The following is a 16,279-nucleotide window of genomic DNA, read 5'->3' as shown; positions in this document are numbered from 1 at the left end:
AATGTTCGATTGTTCATTTTAATGATTAAGCGACTTCACCACAAGCACGGTCAGGCCGCGAGGGAAACGACATGAAAACGAAAACGCGCGGCGCAGTGCAAATGATCCTCGCCATGACGATCTCCGGCACCGTCGGTTGGCCGGTGATCGTGTTAGGGCAGCCGCCCGCCACGGTGGTGTTTTGGCGCTGCGCGTTCGGCGCGCTGGCGATGCTGGCCACCTGCGCCGCGCTTGGGCAACTGAAATCAGGCGCCATCAACCGACGGCAGCTGGCTTTCGCCGTCCTGGGGGGCCTCGCGCTGGTGCTCAACTGGACGCTATTGTTTGCCGCCTATGCGCATGCCTCGATCGCTGTCGCCACCGTGACCTACCATGTTCAACCGTTTATGTTGGTGGCGCTGGGAGCGCTGCTGTTCGGTGAAAAACTGACGGCTAACCGGCTGGGCTGGCTTCTGCTGGCGTTCGCGGGGATGGTGTTGATCGTCACCGGCCGGCAAAGCGGTGGCGGCAATGGCGACTATCTGCTGGGCGTGGCGCTGGCGCTGGGGGCGGCCCTGATGTACGCCCTGGCGGCGGCGATCGTCAAACAGCTGGCCGCGCTGCCGCCGCAGCTGATCGTGTTGATTCAGCTGACCGTCGGCGCGCTGGCGCTGGCCCCGTTCGCCGGTCTGGCCCACCTTCCCGCAGATTCGTTCGACTGGCTGCTGCTGGCGACCCTCGGTCTGGTGCATACCGGGTTGATGTCCACGTTGCTCTATGGCGCGATCCAGAAAATCCCCACCGCTCTGGTCGGCGCGCTGTCGTTTATCTACCCGGCAGTGGCGATCGTGGTGGACTGGGCGGCGTTCGGGCACCGTCTCAGCCTGTTGCAGCTGCTGGGCACGCTGGCCATTCTCGGCGCGGCGGCGGGCATGAACTTCGGCTGGCGATGGCCGCCCGCCGCGCACCGGGCCGGTAAAATCGGTTAATCCCGCCTGACGGGCAAGCTATGCACAATAAGGCATTCGCCTTGTGTCCGGCGCGGTGCTATTTATTTAAACCGTGTAGGGTAGAAGGAGTGTTCTATGTGGCATCACCGCCTGCAACGGCGCATCCGTTTCAGCTACTGGAACGAACTGTGCGTCACAAAAAAATAAGGGAAGGCGCAAGCCTTCCCTTTTGTCATTCACCGCTCGGGTCAAAAACGGTCGGTTTTCACCACCTCGTCGAACGGCAGCTTGCCGATGCGCGGGTAAGGTTGCCCCGCCGCCTTGCCGATAGCGACCATCAGCGCGATCTGATAATGCGCCGGCTTATTGATAATCTCGCCCACCGCGTCGAAATCAAAACCGTCCATCGGGCAAGAGTCGTAGCCCTGCGCCTTGGCCGCCAGCATCAGCGTCTGGGCGAAGATGCCGCTGCTGCGCATCACCTCGTCGCGCTGCACCTGCGGCTTACCGCGATAATACTGATCGACGGCCGGGATCATGAATTGTTGCACCGGCTCCGCGGCCTCGGCCCAGACGGTTTTTACCTGTGACTCCCAGCTCGACAGATCGCCGCACAGCACGACCAGCATCGACGCGTCGGTCACCTGCGCCTGCCCCCACGCCGCCTCGCGAATTTTCTCGCGCTGCGCGCGATCTTCAATCAGCAGCGGGCGCCAGTGCTGCAGGTTAAACGCGCTGGGAGCGCCCTGCAGCGCGATAGTCAGCAACGCTTTTTTCTCTTCGAGCGTCATCACGTGCTGCGCATCGAACTGCTTGGTGGCGCGGCGCTGGCGGATTGCGTCTAACGTATTCATTTTACTGCCTCTGTCCATGTGAAAAGCTCTATTGTCGCCAACGCGGCGTGGCTGTCCAGCCCCCGGCGGCTATTTCTGCGCGGTTTCGGCGCGCAAGCGGCCGACCTGCGCCGCCAGGTCCGGCCACGGCGCCTGACCGGCGTAATGCTGCCGCAGGTAGTTGAGCAGGATGGCGATTTGCGCGTCATTCAGGTTATGGCGAAAGCCCGGCATATAGCCCAGCTCGGCGTTCGCCGGCCGCTGTATGCCGTCCAGCACCACGCGAATGGCGTTGTCCGGCGCCTCGGCGAACAGGTTGGTATTCAGCGCCAGAGACGGGCGCACCCCCGCCATCTGCGCGCCTTTTTCCTGCGCATGGCACGCCATGCAGGCACCGGAAAACAGCCGCGCCCCTTGCGAACTCAGGGGCTCGACCTGGCGCTCCGCCTGAGCGTTCAAAGTTGCCGCCGCGGCCTGCGCCGCCGCTTCCGGATGATAGCTGCGCAGATAGACGGCGATCGCCTGCAGGTCGGCCTGCGGCAAGCGCGACAGCCCTTCTTCGATCACCGGCGCCATCGGGCCGGCGGCGACGCCGTGGTTGGCCGAGTAGCCGGTGCGCATGAAATCGACCAGATCCTGCTGTGACCAGGCGAGCGGCGCGGGCGAGCGGCCGGTCAACGCCGGCGCCGTCCAGCCTTCCGCCACGCCGCCGGCCAGGTGCTCGCCGCCGGTTTTCTCGCCGAACAGCACGTTGCGCGGCGAGTGGCAGGCGCTGCAGTGCCCCAACCCTTCGACCAGGTACGCGCCGCGGTTCCAGTCGGCGCTTTGGGCTGGCTGTTCCGGCAACGCGCCCGGCGTCAGGAACAGCAGGTTCCAGGCGAAGATGCCCTGGCGAATGTTGAACGGAAAGTGCAGATCGGTGGCCGGCGGCCGGTACTTGACCGGCGGCTGCGACATCAGATAGGCATACAGCGCCTGCAGATCGTCGTCGCGGGTGCGGGTAAAGGCGGTATAGGGAAACGCCGGATAGAGATAGCGGCCCTGGCGATCGACGCCGTGGCGCATGGCGCGTTCGAACGCCGCGTAGCTCCAGCTGCCGATGCCGGTTTCCACGTCCGGCGTGATGTTGGTGGTGTAAATGGTGCCGAAGGGGATCTCCATCGCCAGCCCGCCGGCGTTGCGCTCGCCGCCCGCACGGGTGTGGCACACCGCGCAGTCGCCGAGATCGGCCAACGTTTTGCCGCGCGCGATCTGCGCCTCGCTGAAACTGTGGGTCGCATCGGCGGCGAGAGGCGCAATCTCCGGCTGCCAACTGGCGACCACGCCGGCGACCACCACGGCGATCACCGTGACGCCACCCCACCCGACGATTTTTTTCATCTTACTCATCTTTGCTGTCCTTGTTCGTTACGGGGGGTTAATGGCCGGCCTGAGCGCGCAGCGCGGCGAGCACCCGCGCCGGTGTGAACGGCACCTCGCGCAGGCGCACGCCGAGGGCGTCAAACAGCGCGTTGCCGATCGCCGCCGCACTCGGCACCGAGGCGGACTCTCCTGCGCCCATCGGCGCTTCGTCCGGGCGGTCGATCAGCTGGATATCGACCTGCGGCAATTCGTCGAAGCGCAGGATCGGATAGCCGCCCCAGTCCAATGACGTCACGCCCGACGCGTTGAAGGTCACAAACTCTTTCAGCACCCGGCTGGCGGACTGGATAATGTTGCCGTGCACCTGATGGCGCACCCCGGCCGGATTGATCATCCGGCCGCAATCATGCGCCACGAAGATTTTATCGAGCGTGATCTGCCCGGAAAGGCGATTGACGCTGAGATCGCACACCCAGGCCGCCCAGGCGGCGCCGAAGCCGGGAAATTTGCTGTGGAAATAGCGCGCATAGGCGAAGCCGCGGCCGCTCACCACTTCGGCGCCGGCGGCGCGCGACCGGTGCGCCGGGCCGTCTTGCCAGTTCGCCTGGCGCTTCAGGGCCTCAATCAAGGCCACTGTGCGCGGATCGTTCAGGTAACGCAGGCGAAACGCGATCGGATCTTCGCCGGCGCGCCAGGCCAGCTCGTCGATCCAGGACTCATGGGCGAACACGTTGGGCAGCGCCGAAACGCCGCGCATCCACGAGGCCCGCACGATCGGCGCGGCGTCCTGGCAAATCACCCGCATGTGCGGATACTCGTATTGCGGAATGGCGGTGCGATCGCCCATCTGTTGCACGTCAGCCCGGTTGGCCACCTTGCCGGTCAACACCAGCGGCAAGGTCACCGCATTGTTGGAGGGATAGCTGGTTTTCAACTCGTAGGCCGCCACTCGGTTTTGCGCGTCGAGGCCGCCGCGCACCCGGATCAACTGACCGGTGCCCTTCGGCTCCCAGCCGGATTCCTGTTCGCGCATCAGCTGCACCCGCACCGGGCGGCCGGTCGCCCGCGCCAACAGCGCCGCGTCCGCCGAGACGTCGTCGGCGCAGTTGCGGCCATAGCAGCCGGAGGCCTCCATGCGGGTGATATGCACCTGCTCAGGCGCCAATTCCAGCAGCGTGGCGATATCTTTGCGCAGATCGTGCGGGTTTTGCGTGCCGGACCACACCTGCGCCCGCCCGTCTTTAACCTCCGCCACTGCGCAGGAAGGGCCGATCGAGGCGTGCTGATGGTAAGGCCAGACATAGTCCGCCCGCACTTCGGTATGCAGCGATGCCAGCGCGTCGTCCGTGCCCGCATCGTCGCGCAGCACGCGGTCGGTTTTCGGGTTGGCTGCCAGCGCGGCGGGCAGCGCCTCCGGCGACAGGTCCGGCAGGCCGGCCCAGGGTTTCCATTCGGTTTTCAGCCGGCGCATGGCGGCGATCGCCTGCTCTTCGCGCTCGGCCACAATGCCGATGAAATCGTTGATCACCACCAGTTTCACGATGCCCGGCAGATGCGCGATCGAACTTTCATCCACCGACAACAGGCCGCCGCCCAGCGGCGCGCTGCTGTCGGCGCCTGCGTAAGGCGGGCGCACCACCCGGCCATGCAGCATGCCGGGCAAACGCAGATCGTGCACGTAGGTCAGCGCGCCGCTGACCTTGGCCGGAATATCGACCCGGGCGACGGCGCGGCCGACATAGCGGCTCTGCTGTTCACCGTTCAGCGGCACGTTTTTATCCAGCGCCACGTGCAGATTCTGCCCGCTCGCCAGCTGCGCATAGCTCAAGGCGCGCCCCGGATTCTTGGTCACAAACACCTGCCCCGCCGCCGCCGTCAGCTGGTCGGCCGGCAGTTCGAAGGCTTTGGCCGCCAGCGCCGTCAGCATATGCCGCACCTGCGCCGCCGCCTGGCGCAGCGGCACCGACGTCACCTGAAGGGTGGCGCTGGCGATAGTTGGCCCCTGATCCGGCGTGCGTTGCGTATCGCCGAGGATCATCGTGACGTGCTCGAACGGCACGCAAATTTCGTCGGCGACGATCTGCGCCAGCGCGGTGCGAATGCCGGTGCCGAGATCGACGTGGCCGTTGAATGCCGTCACCCGGCCGTCGGCGGTGAGGCTGATAAAACTGTCTACCCTGTCCAGCGGCAGCTCGGCAGGCGTTGGGGCGGGCTCGGCGGCGAAGGCGTTAAACGGTGCGGGCAGCAGGCTGCTGACCATCACCACACCACCGGCCTGCAGCAGCTGGCGGCGGGTCAGTTCGAGGCGGCTCATGCTTGCCTCCGTGCAGCCAGCAGCGCGCGGGCGCGTTCGGCGGCGCGCAAGATCTCAAGATGGGTGCCGCAGCGGCACAGGTTGTAGGCCAGCTCTTTCTTGATCGCCTGTTCGTCCGCCTCGGGTTCACGTTCGAACAGCGCGACCAGCGTCATGATCATACCGTTGACGCAGTAGCCGCATTGCGCCGCCTGCTCATCGATAAATCCTTGCTGCACCGGGTGCGGCGTTTCCGGCGTGCCCAGGCCTTCCAGCGTGGTGACGGACTTGCTTCCTACCGCGGCCAGCGGCATTGAGCAGGAGCGAGCGGCGACGCCGTCGATAAGAACGGTGCAGGCGCCGCACTCCCCCAGGCCGCAGCCGTATTTGGGGCCATTCAAGTGCAGATCGTTGCGTAACACGTACAACAGCGGGGTCTCGGGCGAGATATCGCCGAGTGGAACCACCCGGCCATTAACATTGATTTCCATGGTGAAACTATCCCTTAAACAAACGGATTTAATCCGTAACATCACTGCGTCGAATAATTGAGCAGCATGCTAATAATTATCATCAAAAGACTTGATAATGTTAAGGGAATGTGGCCGCCATGGCTTTAACGAAAAGTGGGTATTTTCTATAAATTTCCGATAGATAAGCCCGGTTTTATGATTGCGTCCCGTGATTATTGGCGTTCGTCAACGCGGCCTCGGCACCGTCGACCAACAGCCGCACGCTGGCTTCGAACAGCGCGTCTGCGCCCTTATCCTGCAAAGTTTCCCAGCCTTCGCACAGCAGCGGGTAACGCTGGCGATCGGCATCATTCAGCGTATCGTCCGGCTGCATTTGCTGCTCTTCCAGCACCCAGCCTACGACGAAGCGCCCGACGGCGAACAGCAAATTCACCGCGCGTTCAGGCGTCAAGCCCGCCCGGCACAGCAGCGCCACCTTGGCCTCGATAATGGCGAATTGCGGCTCCTGCGGCCGGGTGCCGGCATGCAGACGCGCGCCGTCGCGGTAAGCCAGCAGAGCCCGACGGAAATTGCTCGCATTGGTGACGACCCAATCCTGCCAGGCCATATCGGCGGGCAGTTCTTCACGGTGATCCAACATGATGGTTTCCGCCATCGCTTTCAACAGCTCGGCTTTGTTCTTGAAATGCCAATAGAGCGTGGGAGATTGCACGCCGAGATGTTGCGCCAGGCGACGGGTGCTCAAAGCATCGATGCCGATTTCATTCAGCAGCGCCAGCGCTCCGCGCAGGACGGTTTCACGCGTTAAACGTATCGCAGTATTTTTTTCGCTCATCTCTCTATCACTGATAGGGTAACTATGGAATACTCAATACTCTATCACTGTTAGAGTCACAATCTTGAAAAAAACCATGCTGGTTATTTTGTTGACGGTGTTGCTGGATGCGGTGGGCATCGGTCTGATCATGCCGATCCTGCCGGCGTTGTTGCGTTCGCTGGGCGGTCTTGACGCCGGCAGCCTGCACTACGGCGCCCTGCTGGCGGCCTATGCGTTAATGCAATTTCTGTTCTCGCCGATCCTCGGCGCGCTGAGCGATCGTTTCGGCCGGCGGCCGGTGCTGTTAATTTCACTCGCCGGCGCCGCGGCCGACTACCTGCTGATGGCGTTCGCGCCGACGCTGGCCTGGCTCTATCTGGGCCGGTTGCTGGCGGGCATCACCGGCGCCAACATGGCGGTCGCCACCGCTTACGTTACCGATATTACTCCTGCCGGCCAGCGCGCGCGGCGTTTCGGCCTGGTGGGCGCGGTATTCGGCGTCGGTTTTATCGTCGGCCCGCTGCTCGGCGGTTCGCTGGGCGAGTGGCATCTGCATGCGCCCTTCCTGGCGGCGGCGGCGATGAACACCGTCAACCTGGCGATGGCGTTTTTCCTGCTGCCGGAATCGCGTAAACCCCGCGCCCGCGCCGCCGAGAAAATCCGCCTCAATCCCTTTTCGTCATTGCGACGGCTGCACGGCAAACCGGGCCTGCTGCCGCTGGCCGGCATTTACCTGATCATGGCGCTGGTTTCACAGGCGCCGGCCACGCTGTGGATTTTATACGGCCAGGATCGTTTCGGCTGGAGCATGATGGTGGCGGGCCTGTCGCTGGCCGGTTACGGCGCCTGCCACGCGCTGTCGCAGGCCTTCGCCATCGGCCCGCTGGTCGCGCGGCTCGGCGAACGCAAGGCGCTGCTGATCGGCCTGACCGCCGACGCGCTGGGCCTGGTGCTGTTATCGATCGCCACGCGCGGCTGGGCGCCCTTTGCGCTGCTGCCGTTCTTCGCCGCGGGCGGTATGGCGCTGCCCGCGCTGCAGGCGTTAATGGCGCACAAAGTGGACGACGACCATCAGGGTGAGCTGCAAGGGACGCTGGCCAGCATGGGCAGCCTGATCGGCGTCGCGGGGCCGCTGATGGCGACGGCGCTGTATGCCGCCACGCGCGATGTCTGGCCCGGCCTGGTCTGGGCGTTGGCCGCCGCCCTCTATCTGCTGGTGCCGCCGTTGCTGGCGCGTTCGCGCGAGCGTGACGCGGCATAGCGTAGAGATCCCCTTCTCCCGCTTAAGCTCATTTATGGCTAAGCAAGGCATTATTCAGCATAAGCGGGCGCTTTACACGCCAGTGCGCCGCTCATTATCATCGCCCTTATCCCGCCGCAGGAAAATTTGAATGCTGTTTCATGGTGTTACGCCCAGCGCGTATCGCTATTGTTCACTTCGCCTATCGGAAAATCAGGATGAGAAAACTCACAACGCCGCTGATCGCCGCACTGCTGCTGGGCCTGTTTAGCCTGCCGGCCGGCGCGCAGGAGAAACCGCAGCAAATCACCATCGGTTACCAGAAAGCCAACATTTTTGCGCTGCTGAAATACCGCGGCACGCTGGAAAAAGCCCTTGAGCCGCAGGGCGTCAAGGTTCGCTGGATAGAATTCCCCGCCGGCCCGCAGATGTTGGAGGGGTTGAACGTCGGCAGCATCGATCTGGCGGCGACCGGCGACGCGCCGCCGGCCTTCGCGCAAGCCGCCAAGGCCGATCTGGTTTATTTGGCGCATTCGCCGCCCAGCCCGAAAACCGAAGCCATCGTGGTGCCGCAGGATTCGCCGATCCGCTCCGTGGCCGATCTGAAAGGCAAACGCGTGGCGTTGAACAAAGGGTCTGACGTCAATTACCTGCTGGTGAGCGCGCTGGAACAGGCCGGCTTGAGCTACAAGGACATCACGCCGGTCTATCTGCCGCCGAGCGATGCCCGCGCCGCCTTCCAGCGCGGCAGCGTCGACGCCTGGGTGATTTGGGATCCCTACTACGCCGAGGTGGAAACCCGCGCCAACGCCCGCCTGCTGAAAGACGCGGAGGGCCTGGTGCCGCACTATACCTTCTATCTCGCCAGCCGCCGCTTTGCCGAAACCTACCCGGACAGCGCCAAACAGGTGATTCAACAGCTCGGCGCGCTGAGCGACTGGGCCAACGAGCATCCACAGGAAGCGGCGGCGATCCTCGCTCAGAGCACCGGTCTGGATCAGGCCATTTGGGCCAGAGCCATCGCCCGCATGCCGTTCGGCAGCCAGCGCATGTCGCCGGAGGTGTTCAGACAGCAACAGCAGTTGGCGGATAAATTCACCGCCATCGGGCTGCTGCCGGTTAAGGTGGATGTCAACGCCGCCCGCTGGTCCGAAGATAAGCCCGAGGCGCCATAGCCTTTGCCGCGCTTTGGTTTTAGAAAGCAGAAACCGGCATTTTGCCGCCGGCATCAGCCGGCCTATGCTAACCCTGTGTGATGAAACGCGGTTTCATGGCATGTCTTCCGGAACGTTTTGCTTTAATTTGTTCGTCGTGAACCCTGGGCCGCCCCTGACTGGTGCGGCTTTTCTTTTTGTTCGGCAGTGTCGGCGGCGGCGAATTTTGCTATGGTAACCCGCAGATAAATGTCCCGTTTTCAGCCGCCGGATCGACTCATGTTCACCCATAAAGCAATCGCCGAGCTCAACGCCCTGGAGCTGATGGTTTATAACTACGTCAGCAAACACAAAAATCAAGTGATGTACATGACCATCCGCGAGCTGGCCGAGGCCGCCGGCGTATCCACCACCACCGTGCTGCGATTTTGCAAAAAAATGGGTTGCGACGGTTATTCAGAATTTCGCATCCGTTTCAAACTGTATCTGGAGCAAAGCGATGCGCCGCCGGTCGATTCCGGCATCGGCGAAATTCTCAGTTTTTTTAAAAGCGTCAGCAACGACGAATTTAATCAGTTACTCGATGAAGCGGCGCATCATATCGCCGCCGCCGAGCGGATTATTTTCGTCGGCATCAGCACCTCTGGCGCCTTGGGGAAATATGGCGCGCGTTTCTTTTCCAACGTCGGGAAATTCAGCACCCATATCGACGATCCTTATTATCCCGTCAACAGCGATATGTATAAAAACGCGGTGGCGATCATGCTGTCGGTTTCCGGCGAAACCGAAGAGATCCTGCGGCTGGCCAGCCAATTCAGTCTGCACCACTGCAAGATCATCAGCATCACCAACAACGAAACCTCTTCGCTGGCGCGGCTGGCGGACTTTAATCTCTCCTACCACGTGCCGCAGCATTTGATCGGCGGCCATCACAATATCACCACGCAGATCCCCGTGCTTTACATTATTGAAACCATCGGCAAACGGCTTGGGCATATTAATTCGGCAAAATAAAACAGGCTGTTTTTTTATTGTGACAAATCACTTTGTCCGGCGATTTGTTATATCGTGACATTTCTTTTGGTCTTGTTACTCTATTGGCAATGCGAACGTTATTATCCTTCATTAAATAAGATGAGACATTGACGATGAAACAGTTGCCGAAAGATTTTCTGTGGGGAGGCGCGGTCGCCGCGCACCAGGTTGAAGGCGGTTGGGATCGGGGCGGCAAAGGCTCAAGCATCGCCGACGTGCTGTCCGGCGGTTCGCACGGCGTCGATCGCGTGATGACCGACGGCGTGCTCGACGGCTACCGTTACCCCAACCATGAAGCGGTGGACTTCTACGGCCGCTACAAACAGGACGTGGCGCTGTTCGCCGAGATGGGCTTCAAATGCTTCCGCACCTCGATCGCCTGGACGCGCATCTTCCCGAACGGCGACGAAGCAGCGCCAAACGAGGCCGGCCTGCAGTTTTACGACGATCTGTTCGACGAGTTGCTGAAATACGGCATCCAGCCGGTGATCACCCTGTCGCACTTCGAAATGCCTTACCATTTGGTGAAAACCTACGGCGGCTGGAAAAACCGCCGGGTGGTGGAATTTTTCGTGCGCTTTAGCGAAGTGGTGATGCGCCGCTACCGCGAGAAGGTGAAGTACTGGATGACCTTCAACGAGATCAACAACCAGAGCAACTACCGCTACCCGCTGTTCGGTTACTGCTGTTCCGGCGTGGACTACACTCAGGAAGACAACCCGGAGCAGGCGCTGTACCAGGTATTGCACCACCAGTTCGTCGCCAGCGCGCAGGTGGTCAAACTCGGCCATCAGATCAACCCGGAGTTCAAGATCGGCTGCATGCTGGCCTGCGTGCCGTTCTACCCTTATTCCTGCAAGCCGGACGACGTGATGTACGCCGTGGAGGCGATGCACCAGCGCTATCTGTACACCGACGTGCAGATGCGCGGCTACTACCCAAGCTATCTGCTGCGCGACTGGGAACGCAAAGGGCTGAAGATCGAGATGCAGCCGCAGGACGCACAGATCCTGCGCGAGGGCTGCACCGACTACATCGGCTTCAGCTATTACATGAGCAACGCGCTGCAGGCCAACGCGGTGGAAGGCAGCGACGGCATGTTCGGCTTCCCGGGCAACGTGCCGAACCCGCACGTCAAGGCTTCCGACTGGGGCTGGCAGATCGATCCGGTCGGGCTGCGCTACTCGCTGAACGTATTGTATGAACGTTACCAGAAACCGCTGTTTATCGTGGAGAACGGCTTCGGCGCCTTCGACAAGGTGGAAGCGGACGGCCAGATCAACGATGACTATCGCATCGACTATCTGCGCGCCCATATCGAAGAGATGAAAAAAGCAGTGATTGAAGACGGCGTAGACCTGATCGGCTATACGCCGTGGGGCTGCATTGACTGCGTATCGTTCACCACCGGCGAGTACAGCAAGCGCTACGGCTTTATCTACGTCGATAAACACGACGACGGCACCGGCACGCTCGAACGTTCGCGCAAGAAAAGCTTCGACTGGTATCGCCGGGTGATCGCCAGCAACGGCGAACAGCTTTAACCGCACGGCAGACCAATCAGGGGCGATATTCGCCCCTTTTTACTTTATTGCGCCTTACTCCGCCGTCTGCCCGGCGGCGAGGTACTTCGCCATTTCCGCCGGCGGCACCATGCCGCCGCCGGTCGCCCACACCAGATGCGTCGCCTGCGCCAGGCTTTCCGCACTCACCCCTTGCCCGCTAAGCTGTTGCGCATTGGCCTCCATGCGCCACGGCCCGGCCATGCCCGCCAGGGCGGAGGGTTCCAGCTGGATATGCTCGTGCCTGTCCAACAACCCGAGCAACGCGAACATCTCTTCGTCGCTCAGCGTGTAAAATGCGCTCAGCAGGCGCTCCATCGCCCGGCCGACAAAACCCGAGGCGCGCCCCACCGCCAGCCCGTCCGCCGCCGTGCGGTTGTCGATGCCGAGATCTTGCACCGCAATGCCGTCATGCAACCCGCTGTAGACGCCGAGCAGCATGCAGGGGGAATGGGTCGGTTCGGCGAAAATGCAGTGAACGTGATCGCCGAACGCCAGCTTGAGACCAAAGGCCACACCGCCCGGCCCACCGCCGACGCCGCACGGCAGATACACGAACAGCGGATGCTGCGCGTCCACCACAATGCCCTGTTCGGCAAACTGCCGCTTCAGGCGGCCGCCCGCCACCGCGTAGCCGAGGAACAGGGTTTGCGAGTTTTCATCGTCGATAAAGAAGCAATTCGGATCGTTCGCCGCCTGTTGGCGCCCTTGCTCGACCGCCACGCCGTAATCTTCGGCGTATTCCACCACCGTCACGCCATTGTCGCGCAGCTTCTGTTTTTTCCACTCTCGCGCATCCGCCGACATGTGCACGCTGACATCAAATCCCAGGCGGGCGCTGATGATACCGATGGATAATCCCAGATTGCCCGTCGATCCGACGGCGATGCGGTACTGGCGGAAGAACTGACGAAACGCATCGGAACACAGCCGGGCGTAGTCGTCGCCGATCTGGAGCAGCCCCGCCTCCAGCGCCAGTTTCTCCGCGTGCGTCAGCACCTCATAGATGCCGCCGCGCGCTTTGATTGAACCGGAAATCGGCAGATGGCTGTCCTTTTTCAATAGCAGACGCCCGCCCAACGCCTGCCCATAGCGCCGATCCAACGCCTGCTGCATGGCGGGGATCGCCACCAGCTCGGACTCGATGATCCCCTTTGTCGGCTGGGTTTCCGGGAAGGCCGCGGCGAGATAAGGCGCGAAACGCGCCAGGCGCTGCTCGGCTTCGGCCACGTCGGCGGCGGTCAGCCCGACATGGGGCAAGCCGGCGGCCAGCGTGGTCGCACGCGGATTGAACCAGGTGATCGGCTCGAGGGCGACCATTCGTTGCAGCAGCGGATGCTGCGCAACCCACGGTTGGATCTGTGATTTTTGCATAAGAGTCCCTGACTGATTTGGCGTTGCCGTCACCATGCCGTGAACGCCGGCGGCTGACAAATGATAAATTCTGAGTTTGAGGTGCAATAGATTGATGCAAACGCGGCGTTAGCCTGCCGTCACGCCAAACAGCATGCCCACGCCTGAGGAGACCGCCATCGCCAGCGCGCTCCAGATCAGGATACGCGCCACGCCCGGCAAGATCGGCGCCCCGCCGGTTTTCGCGGCGATGCCGCCGAGAACGCCGAGAGAAATCAGCGCCGACGCCACCAGCGCCGCTCGCGTCCAGTCGAGCGGTGCCCACAGCGCCACCAGCAGCGGCAGCAGCGCGCCGAGGGAGAAACTGAGGGCCGACGCCAACGCGGCCTGCAGCGGCCGGGCGCGGGTGACGGAGGAAATGCCCAGCTCGTCGCGCGCGTGCGCCTCCAGCGCATCATGCGCCATGAGCTTTTCCGCCACCTGCCGAGCCAGCGCCGGATCCAGCCCGCGATGCACGTAGATTGACGTCAGTTCGCGAAACTCCCCCGGATAGTCTTCGAGCAACTCCGCCTGCTCTTCCGCCAGCGCGGCCTTTTCGGTATCCGCCTGCGACGAGACCGACACATACTCACCGGTGGCCATCGACATCGCCCCGGCCACCCACCCGGCGACGCCGGCGATCATCAGCGCGGAATGCGCGGCGCTGGCCGCCGCCACGCCCAGCAGCAGGCTGGCCGTCGAAACGATGCCGTCGTTGGCGCCGAGCACCGCCGCCCGCAGCCAGCCGATGCGTTCAATACTGTGCCGCTCTCGATGCATCCTTTCTCTCCTTCGTTCTCTTACCGCTAGCCCCGCGCCGCCGCTTCCAACCCGGCGATGTCGATTTTGCCCATCAGCAGCATCGCTTCCGTGACCCGCCGCACACGAGCGGCGTCGGGATCGTTCATCAACTCCGTCAGGCGCCGCGGCACAATTTGCCAGCACAGCCCCCAGCGATCGCGCAGCCAGCCGCACTGCTCCGCCTCGCCGCCCTCGCTCAAGGCATCCCACAGCCGGTCGACTTCCGCCTGATCGTCACATTCCACCATCACGGAGAAACTGTGGTTGAACGGATCCAGCGGCCCGGCTTCGATCGCCGCGTAGCGCTGGTCCCCCAGCGTGAAAGAAGCCAGTTTCACGCTGCCGGCCGGGCCGCTCGGCGTATCCGCCGGCAGGTCGGAAAACCAGTTCACGGACGAACCGGGGATCAGCGCGACATAGCAATTCAGCGCCGCTTCCATGTCCTTTTCAAACCACAGATGTTGCGTAATTCTGGCCATTTGCGCCTCCTTTACGCATCGAGGATCGGCGCGAACCCGCCAAAGATCATGCGTTTGCCGTCAAACGGCATCTCACCGAGCGCCTTCATGCGCGGATCGTTCATCATTTTCTCGTTGGCGGCGTCGCGCACCGCTTTGGAGGGGTACTCTATCCAGCTGAACACCACCACTTCACCTTCTTGCGCCTTCACCGCGCCGCGAAAGTCGGTGAGCTTGCCGTCGGGCACGTCATCGCCCCAACACTCCACGATGCGCGTGGCGCCAAACTCTTTGAACAGCGGCGCCGCTGCGGCCGCCAACCGGTGATAAGCCTCCTTGTTGGCGGCCGGTACCGCCACCACAAAACCGTCTACGTATTTCATCCTGGTATCCTCTTGTCTGATTAAGGACAGTCGGTTCAGCGCGGGCGACGTTGCCTGCGCCCCCTACCAGTCTAGACGGCGGGCGCGCAACCCGGATCGGAAGTTCAGCGCTCAGGATCGTTCGGTGGGTCAGAGTCCGGCGTGGCGACCCGGTTACGGCCGGCGTTTTTCGCTTTGTATACCGCCAGATCCGCCAGTTTGAGCAAGTCGGCCAGGCTGTGGCCGGAACCGCCCGGGCAGGTCACCATGCCGATGCTGACGGTGATCTGCAGCGGATGGCCGGCCGGCATGGTGATCGATTCCGCCTCAATGCGTTGCCGCAGCCGTTCAGCCAGCTGCAACCCTTGCTGTGGCTGGCCGAGCGTCGAGACGATAGCGAACTCTTCGCCGCCCATGCGGCCGAACAGATCATCGACGCGCAAATCGGCGGCGATCGCACGGGTAAAGGCCATCAGCGCCTGATCGCCGCCGGCGTGGCCGAAACGATCATTGATCGATTTGAAGTAATCAATATCAAGCATCATGACGCATACCAACTCGCCCTTTTGGTCAATCATCCGCTCGCCGCGCTGCATAAACGCATTGCGCGTCAGCACGTGGGTCAGCGCATCGTGGTTCGCCACATGCTCCAGCGTGCGCAGCAGCGCGCTGCGCGCATAGTTCATGCTGGCCACGGCGATGGGCCCCAGCGCCAGCAGCGCGATGCCCAAACGCATCGATACCGCGTTTTGCAACACCTGCATGTCGAGCGTCGTGCTAAGCAACCCGAAATCGATCGCCAGATGGCACCACAGCACATAAATCAGCACCGCAATCATGGTGCAGAACAGCGAAAAGGACATCGCCAGCCACAGCAGCACCGGCATGGGAAAGATCACCGCCCCGGGGCCGCCGATCAGCACGCTGCAGATCGCCGCCAACGCCAGCAGCGCCAATACTGCCAGTTTTCGTCCCGCGCGCGGCCATTGGCTGCGCTGCGTCACTATGCTGCGGGCCGCGCGCAAGCGATGCCGCCAATCGGCGGGAAACGCCAGAATAAACGGCATCAGCGTGACGTAGTTGGTGAACTCGGATGAGAACCACAGTGCCAGCGAGGTCAAATAGGGCCTGCCGAACAGCCACTGCGAGGCCGCCGCGCCCACCAAACCGGTCGCGGCGGCGGCGGCCAGGCAGATGCCGAACAGGTACATGCTGGAGGCGCCACGCTGCAGCATACGCGCTGGCGGCGACAGCCGCATGTACAGCAGATACCCCACCACCACGCCGGTCAGATTGGCGGCGTTCAGCAGCAGCGCCTTTTGCAGCGAACTGCCGGTCAGCAGGTCCGCCGCCAGATAACCCAGCACCGCCATGCCCCAGCCGGCGCGCGTGGCCCACTGCGGGCGACGCACCAGAAACGCCAGCAGTACGGCGTTTACCGGCCAGAATATCGCCAAAAATCCGACGGGGCGGCTCACGATGCCCAACAGGCAAACCGCGAACACCAACAGAAAGACGGTGAGTGCGGGCCAAATTTTCCGGGCATCGGACAACGAGGTGGTTTGCAT

15 protein-coding genes are annotated in these 16,279 nt (G+C 62.6%); 5 read left to right on the top strand and 10 right to left on the bottom strand.

Going from position 1 to position 16,279, the window contains the following annotated elements:
* Positions 1-71: 71 nt before the first annotated feature.
* A complete protein-coding gene (locus tag ACOWVD_RS04210) occupies positions 72-968 on the top strand; it encodes a DMT family transporter (protein ID WP_197842833.1) in 897 nt (298 codons plus the stop codon).
* Positions 969-1,177: 209 nt separating this feature from the next.
* Here ACOWVD_RS04210 and ACOWVD_RS04205 read toward each other — a convergent pair whose 3' ends face one another.
* The 5 genes from ACOWVD_RS04205 to tetR all read right to left on the bottom strand — a co-directional run bounded on the left by ACOWVD_RS04205 (position 1,178) and on the right by tetR (position 6,725).
* A complete protein-coding gene (locus tag ACOWVD_RS04205) occupies positions 1,178-1,783 on the bottom strand; it encodes a nitroreductase family protein (RefSeq protein WP_004938044.1) in 606 nt (201 codons plus the stop codon).
* Positions 1,784-1,852: 69 nt separating this feature from the next.
* A complete protein-coding gene (locus tag ACOWVD_RS04200; RefSeq protein ID WP_049240952.1) occupies positions 1,853-3,151 on the bottom strand; it encodes a c-type cytochrome in 1,299 nt (432 codons plus the stop codon).
* Between the two features lie 28 nt (positions 3,152-3,179).
* On the bottom strand, positions 3,180-5,438 hold the full coding sequence (locus tag ACOWVD_RS04195; protein ID WP_421105462.1) for a molybdopterin cofactor-binding domain-containing protein: 2,259 nt from the start codon (positions 5,436-5,438) through the stop codon (positions 3,180-3,182).
* Positions 5,435-5,908, bottom strand: coding sequence for a (2Fe-2S)-binding protein (locus ACOWVD_RS04190; RefSeq protein ID WP_021503731.1), 474 nt, complete (start codon positions 5,906-5,908; stop codon positions 5,435-5,437). The genes ACOWVD_RS04195 and ACOWVD_RS04190 overlap by 4 nt, the downstream gene beginning before the upstream one ends.
* Positions 5,909-6,083: 175 nt before the next feature.
* A complete protein-coding gene (tetR, locus tag ACOWVD_RS04185) occupies positions 6,084-6,725 on the bottom strand; it encodes a tetracycline resistance transcriptional repressor TetR (protein ID WP_004938056.1) in 642 nt (213 codons plus the stop codon).
* A 64-nt stretch (positions 6,726-6,789) separates the two neighbouring features.
* Here tetR and tet(41) point away from each other — a divergent pair, with 64 nt between their 5' ends.
* The 4 genes from tet(41) to ACOWVD_RS04165 all read left to right on the top strand — a co-directional run bounded on the left by tet(41) (position 6,790) and on the right by ACOWVD_RS04165 (position 11,680).
* Positions 6,790-7,968: a tetracycline efflux MFS transporter Tet(41) gene (gene tet(41), locus ACOWVD_RS04180; protein WP_164094932.1), complete on the top strand. Its 1,179-nt coding sequence runs from the start codon at positions 6,790-6,792 to the stop codon at positions 7,966-7,968.
* A 197-nt stretch (positions 7,969-8,165) separates the two neighbouring features.
* Complete coding sequence (locus tag ACOWVD_RS04175; RefSeq protein ID WP_015377929.1) at positions 8,166-9,122, top strand: sulfonate ABC transporter substrate-binding protein; 957 nt, start codon at positions 8,166-8,168, stop codon at positions 9,120-9,122.
* A gap of 258 nt (positions 9,123-9,380) precedes the next feature.
* Positions 9,381-10,115, top strand: a complete 735-nt coding sequence (locus ACOWVD_RS04170) for a MurR/RpiR family transcriptional regulator (RefSeq protein ID WP_004938065.1) — start codon at positions 9,381-9,383, stop codon at positions 10,113-10,115.
* A 128-nt stretch (positions 10,116-10,243) separates the two neighbouring features.
* Positions 10,244-11,680: a 6-phospho-beta-glucosidase gene (locus ACOWVD_RS04165; RefSeq protein WP_152903418.1), complete on the top strand. Its 1,437-nt coding sequence runs from the start codon at positions 10,244-10,246 to the stop codon at positions 11,678-11,680.
* Positions 11,681-11,734: 54 nt separating this feature from the next.
* On the opposite strand, the gene ACOWVD_RS04160 is transcribed toward ACOWVD_RS04165, so the two are convergent.
* The 5 genes from ACOWVD_RS04160 to ACOWVD_RS04140 all read right to left on the bottom strand — a co-directional run bounded on the left by ACOWVD_RS04160 (position 11,735) and on the right by ACOWVD_RS04140 (position 16,279).
* Entirely contained in the window at positions 11,735-13,072 is a 1,338-nt protein-coding gene (locus ACOWVD_RS04160) for a D-serine ammonia-lyase (RefSeq protein ID WP_049240947.1), read from the bottom strand.
* 108 nt (positions 13,073-13,180) lie between these two features.
* Entirely contained in the window at positions 13,181-13,870 is a 690-nt protein-coding gene (locus ACOWVD_RS04155) for a VIT1/CCC1 transporter family protein (protein WP_015377931.1), read from the bottom strand.
* 26 nt (positions 13,871-13,896) lie between these two features.
* Positions 13,897-14,370, bottom strand: coding sequence for a VOC family protein (locus ACOWVD_RS04150; protein WP_015377932.1), 474 nt, complete (start codon positions 14,368-14,370; stop codon positions 13,897-13,899).
* Between the two features lie 11 nt (positions 14,371-14,381).
* Entirely contained in the window at positions 14,382-14,732 is a 351-nt protein-coding gene (locus ACOWVD_RS04145; protein WP_004938082.1) for a DUF1428 domain-containing protein, read from the bottom strand.
* Positions 14,733-14,836: 104 nt separating this feature from the next.
* On the bottom strand, positions 14,837-16,279 hold the full coding sequence (locus ACOWVD_RS04140; protein WP_015377933.1) for a GGDEF domain-containing protein: 1,443 nt from the start codon (positions 16,277-16,279) through the stop codon (positions 14,837-14,839).

Source organism: Serratia sp. SA088, from assembly GCF_049065515.1.
Taxonomy (GTDB): Bacteria; Pseudomonadota; Gammaproteobacteria; order Enterobacterales; family Enterobacteriaceae; genus Serratia; species Serratia nematodiphila.
Note: the sequence above shows the minus strand (reverse complement) of the source record. Positions and strands in the feature narration are given on the sequence as shown.

What these genes read in the sequence shown, in the direction of transcription:
- ACOWVD_RS04210 (WP_197842833.1), top strand. Translation starts at nt 72, where the DNA reads ATGAAAACGAAAACGCGCGGCGCAGTGCAAATGATCCTCGCCATGACG.
- ACOWVD_RS04205 (WP_004938044.1), bottom strand. Translation starts at nt 1,783, where the DNA reads ATGAATACGTTAGACGCAATCCGCCAGCGCCGCGCCACCAAGCAGTTC.
- ACOWVD_RS04200 (WP_049240952.1), bottom strand. Translation starts at nt 3,151, where the DNA reads ATGAGTAAGATGAAAAAAATCGTCGGGTGGGGTGGCGTCACGGTGATC.
- ACOWVD_RS04195 (WP_421105462.1), bottom strand. Translation starts at nt 5,438, where the DNA reads ATGAGCCGCCTCGAACTGACCCGCCGCCAGCTGCTGCAGGCCGGTGGT.
- ACOWVD_RS04190 (WP_021503731.1), bottom strand. Translation starts at nt 5,908, where the DNA reads ATGGAAATCAATGTTAATGGCCGGGTGGTTCCACTCGGCGATATCTCG.
- tetR (WP_004938056.1), bottom strand. Translation starts at nt 6,725, where the DNA reads ATGAGCGAAAAAAATACTGCGATACGTTTAACGCGTGAAACCGTCCTG.
- ACOWVD_RS04175 (WP_015377929.1), top strand. Translation starts at nt 8,166, where the DNA reads ATGAGAAAACTCACAACGCCGCTGATCGCCGCACTGCTGCTGGGCCTG.
- ACOWVD_RS04170 (WP_004938065.1), top strand. Translation starts at nt 9,381, where the DNA reads ATGTTCACCCATAAAGCAATCGCCGAGCTCAACGCCCTGGAGCTGATG.
- ACOWVD_RS04160 (WP_049240947.1), bottom strand. Translation starts at nt 13,072, where the DNA reads ATGCAAAAATCACAGATCCAACCGTGGGTTGCGCAGCATCCGCTGCTG.
- ACOWVD_RS04155 (WP_015377931.1), bottom strand. Translation starts at nt 13,870, where the DNA reads ATGCATCGAGAGCGGCACAGTATTGAACGCATCGGCTGGCTGCGGGCG.
- ACOWVD_RS04150 (WP_015377932.1), bottom strand. Translation starts at nt 14,370, where the DNA reads ATGGCCAGAATTACGCAACATCTGTGGTTTGAAAAGGACATGGAAGCG.
- ACOWVD_RS04145 (WP_004938082.1), bottom strand. Translation starts at nt 14,732, where the DNA reads ATGAAATACGTAGACGGTTTTGTGGTGGCGGTACCGGCCGCCAACAAG.
- ACOWVD_RS04140 (WP_015377933.1), bottom strand. Translation starts at nt 16,279, where the DNA reads ATGCAAACCACCTCGTTGTCCGATGCCCGGAAAATTTGGCCCGCACTC.